The 4,706-nt window shown below is 75.6% G+C and carries 1 protein-coding gene; it reads right to left on the reverse strand.

What is annotated here, in order from left to right:
• The coding region (locus LG632_RS29500; protein ID WP_226730993.1) for a non-ribosomal peptide synthetase at positions 1-4,706 on the reverse strand (4,706 nt) is incomplete at both ends.

Consider the following 4,706-nt stretch of genomic DNA (forward strand, 5'->3'; position numbering starts at 1 on the left):
AAGGGACTCGGCCGCGTGCGCCTTGAGCTCGGCCCGTTCGACGGTCCGGCCGGCGGCCGGGACGGTGTAGGCGACGAGCCGCTTGTCGCCGGGGCGGTCCTCCCGGAGCACCACCGCGACCTGGTCGACGCCCGGGTGGGCCGCGAGCACGGACTCGATCTCGCCGAGCTCGATGCGGAAACCGCGCAGCTTCACCTGGCCGTCGGAGCGGCCGAGGTAGTCGAGCTCGCCGTCGGCCGTCCAGCGGACGAGGTCGCCGGTGCGGTACATGCGCTCGCCGGGCTCGCCGAACGGGTTCGCGACGAACCGCTCGGCGGTGAGCCCCGGCCGACCGAGGTAGCCGCGGGCCAGGCCGTGTCCGGCGAGGTACAGCTCGCCCACGGTACCGGGGGCGACCGGGCGGAGGCTGCCGTCGAGGACGTAGGCCCGGGTGTTCTCGATGGGCCGGCCGATCGGCGGGGTGCCGGTGCCGGCGGCGAGCGGAGCGCTGAGGGTGGCCGCCACGGTGGACTCGGTCGGCCCGTAGAGGTTGATCATCGTACGGCCGGGGGCCCAGCGGTCGACCAGGGCGCTGTTGGTGGCGTCGCCGCCGACCAGCAGGCAGCGGAACGCGGGCAGGTCGGCCGGGGGCACGGTGGCCAGTGCGGCCGGCGGGATCAGGGCGTGGGTGATCCGGTGCTCGGCGAGCACCCGGGCCAGGTCCTGGTCGGCGAGCGGGCCCGGCGGCGGCACGACCAGCGTGGCGCCGGCCGGCAGGCTCATGGTGAGTTCCAGGACCGAGGCGTCGAAGCTGGGCGAGGCGAACTGCAGCACCCGGCTGTCGGCGTCCACCGCGAACCGCTCGATCTGGGTGGCCGAGAAGGTGGCGATGCCGGCGTGGGTGACGGTGACGCCCTTGGGCAGTCCGGTGGAGCCCGAGGTGTAGATGACGTACGCCGGGTGGGCGAGGGCGAGGGCGCCCCGGCGGTCGGCGTCCGTCGGGTCGGTCGCGGGGCTCGCGGTCAGGTCGAGCCGGTCCATGAGGACCGGGTCGGCGACGGGTGCCCGGGTGGCCAGCTCCGAGGTGGTCAGCACCAGCGCCGGCCCGGAGTCGGTGAGCATGTGCGCGATGCGCTCGTCCGGGTAGTCGGGGTCGACGGGCAGGTAGGCGCCGCCCGCCTTCAGCACGGCGAGCTGGGCGACCACGATGTCCACGGAGCGGCCGAGCAGGAGCGCGACGATGCGCTCGGGGCCGACGCCGTGGGAGATCAGCCAGTGGGCCAGCCGGTTGGACCGGTCGGCGAGTTCGGCGTAGCTGAGGCTGCCGCCGTCGTACGCGACCGCCGTACGGTCGGGGGTGCGCCGGGTCTGCTCCTCCACCAGGGCGGGGAAGGTGCGGGCGGGCACCTCGCGGGCGGTGTCGTTCCACTCGGTGAGGACCTGGGCGCGCGCGGCGTCGTCGAGCAGGTCGAGCCGCCCGACCGGCTGCTGCGGTGCCTCGGTGAACAGGGTGAACAGCCGCTCCAGGCGCGCGGCGAGGTCGCGGGCGGACGCGGGGTCGATGACGTCCGGCCGGTGGTTGAGGCGGATCTCGATCCGCTCGCCGGGCAGGACGACCAGGGTCATCGGGTAGTGGGTGGCGTCGCGGCCGTCGATGTGGGTGACGGTCAGGTCGCCGGGCGCCTTCAGCATCTCCGGGTCGAGCGGGTAGTTCTCCAGCACGGCGAGGGTGTCGAAGAGCTCTCCGACGCCGGCCAGTTCCTGGATGGCGGGCAGCCCCAGGTGCTGGTGGTCCATGAGGTCGCTCTGCTCGTCCTGGATCCGCTCCAGCAGATCGGCCAGGCTCTCGGCGGGCCGCAGCGCGATGCGGACGGGCAGGGTGTTGATGAACAGGCCGACCATGCTCTCCACGCCGCTGATCTCGGCGGGCCGACCGGACACGGTGGCACCGAAGACGACGTCGTCCCGGCCGGTGAGCTGGGCGAGCAGGATCGCCCAGGCGCCCTGGATCAGGGTGTTGAGGGTCAGCCCGCGGGCGCGGGCGAAGCCGGTCAGGGCGGCGGTGCGCTCGGGCGTCAGCAGGATGCTGACCTGCTCCGGCCGGACGGCGGTGTCGGGGGTGGCACCGGGCGCGACCAGCGTGGGCTCCTCGACACCGGCGAGCGCGTGCCGCCAGGCGGACCGGGCGGCGTCCTCGTCGAGTCCGTCCAGCCAGCCCAGGTAGGCCTCGAAGGGCGGTACGGGCGGCAGCGCGCGGTCGTCGCCGCCGGTGCCGTACAGCGCGAAGAGCTCCTGCACGAGGATCGGCATCGACCAGCCGTCGAGCAGCACGTGGTGGTTGCTGAGCAGCAGCCGGTGCTGGTCGTCGGCGAGCTTGACGAGGTGGAAGCGGACCAGCGGCGGCGCGGTGACGTCGAACCGGTCGGCGCGGTCGGCCGCGAGGAGCTCCTCCAGCGCGGCGGCGCGGTCGGTGGCGTCCAGGTGGGAGAGGTCGGTCTCCTTCCAGGGGAGGGCGACCTCGGCCGGCACCACCTGGACGGGCCGCGGCAGCCCGTCGTGGCGGAAGGCGGCCCGCAGGTTGGGGTGGCGGCGCAGCAGCCCGGCGGCCGCGGCACGCAGGGCCGCGGTGTCGAGGGGGCCCTGCAGGTCGGCGAAGAGCTGGACGGTGTAGACGTCCGGCGCGCCGGTGTCGAGCAGCGAGTGGAAGAGCAGGCCTTCCTGGAGCGGGGCGAGCGGCAGGACGTCCGCGAGGCCGGGGACCTCGGCCTCCAGCCGGCTGACCTGCGCCTGCGTCAGCTCCACGAGCGGCAGGTCCGAGGGGGTGAGCCCGCCGCCGCCGGCTGGGTCCTCCCCGGAGAGCCGGGTGAGCGCCTCGAACCAGAGCCCGGCGAGCTCGGCGACGTCGCTCTCGGCGAGCAGTTCGCCGGCCCAGGTCCAGGTGGCGACGAGGGAGGGGCCGTCGGGGCCGTCCTCGGCGAGCGCGTTGACCTCGACGGCGTGCGGCATCCCCATGGCGGCGTCGGCGCCGCCGCCGATGACGCCGCTCTCGGCGGCCGGCGCCCAGTCCGTGCCGTCCGTGCGGCCGAACCGGCCCAGGTAGTTGAAACCGATCTCGGGGGTGGGCAGGCCGGCGAGGGCCAGGGCGGTCTGCGGGTTCAGGTGGCGCAACAGACCGAAACCGAGTCCGCTGTCGGGGACGGCGCGCAGCCGTTCCTTGACCTCGCGGACGGCGGCGGACGGCTCCTGCCAGGTGCCGGCGGGCAGCCGGACGGGGTGCAGCGCGGTGAACCAGCCGACGGTGCGGGACAGGTCGGTGCCGTCGTCCTCCACGCGGCCGTGTCCCTCGAGGTCGATCAGGAGCTCGGCGGAGGTGTCTCGGCCGTGCCGGCGGCGCCACTCGGTGACCGCGAGGCCGAGCCCGGCGAGCAGGACGTCGGTGACGCCCGCCCGCAGGGCGGCGGGCACGGTGGTGAGCAGCGGGGCGGTGCGGTCGGCCGGCAGGGTCAGCGACAGGGTGCGGGCCGTGGCCACGGTGTCCCGGCGCGGGTCGAGGGGCCGCGGGGCGAGGGGCTCGGCGGGACCCGTGAGCAGGTCGGTCCACAGCTCCAGCTCGTCGAGCAGGCCGGGGTCCTGGGCGCGGGCGGTGAGCTGCTCGGCCCACCGCCGGTACGAGGTGCCCACGGCCGGCAGCCGCGGCGTGGTGCCGGAGGCGGCGGCCTGCCAGGCGCTCTCCAGGTCCGGCAGGAGGATGCGCCAGGAGACGCCGTCGACGGCGAGGTGGTGGACGGTCAGCAGCAGACGTCCGGGCGTGGTGGCGCCGAGGTCGAACCAGACGGCGCGCAGCACGTCGCCCGCCTCGGGGGCGAGGGCCCGGCGCTCGGCCTCGGCGCGCTCGGCGACGATCTCGGCGAGCCGGTCCGCGTCGGCGGCGGTGACGGCGACCCGGTCCAGGACGGCGGCGGCGCTCACCGCGCCCCGCTCGCGGGCCTTCAGGCCCCACAGCGGGCCGCGGCGGGTGAGCTCGATCCGCAGCATGTCGTGCCGGTCCAGGACCGCCTGGAGCGCGGCGGCGAGGTCGCTCTCCACGGCCCCGGCAGGGACCTGGAGCAGTACGGACTGGCTGAAGCCGTCGACCGGGCCCTGCCGTTCGCGCAGCCAGTGCATGATCGGGGTGAGCGGGACCGCGCCCAGACCGTCGTCGGTCATCTGGTCGTCCATCTCCTCGTCAGAGGTGTCGGAGGTCCGGGCCAGGGCGGCGAGCGCCGCCACCGTACGGGCCTTGAAGACGTCGCGGGGGGTGAGCACCAGGCCTCGGGAGCGGGCCTTGGCGACCAGCTGGATCGAGACGATGCTGTCGCCGCCCAGGTCGAAGAAGCTGTCGTCGGCGCCGACCGCGGGCAGCCGCAGGACCTCGGCGAACAGGGCGCAGAGGATCTCTTCCTGCGGGGTGGCCGGGGGCCGCCCGGTGCCGGCGGGCGCGAGGTCGGGGGCGGGCAGGGCCTTGCGGTCGAGCTTGCCGTTCGGGGTGAGCGGCAGGGCCGGCAGCAGGACCACGAAGGCGGGGACCATGTGCTCGGGCAGCTCGGCCGCCAGGTGGGCGCGCAGGGAGGCGGGGTCGGGCGCGGCCGACCCGGCCGGGACCGCGTAGGCGGCGAGCCGCCGGCCGCCGGGGTCGTCGCGGACGACGACGGCGGCCTGGGCGACCTGGGGGTGGCGGGCCAGGACGT

This window comes from Streptomyces antimicrobicus (assembly GCF_020532625.1).
GTDB classification, from domain to species: domain Bacteria; phylum Actinomycetota; class Actinomycetes; order Streptomycetales; family Streptomycetaceae; genus Streptomyces; species Streptomyces antimicrobicus.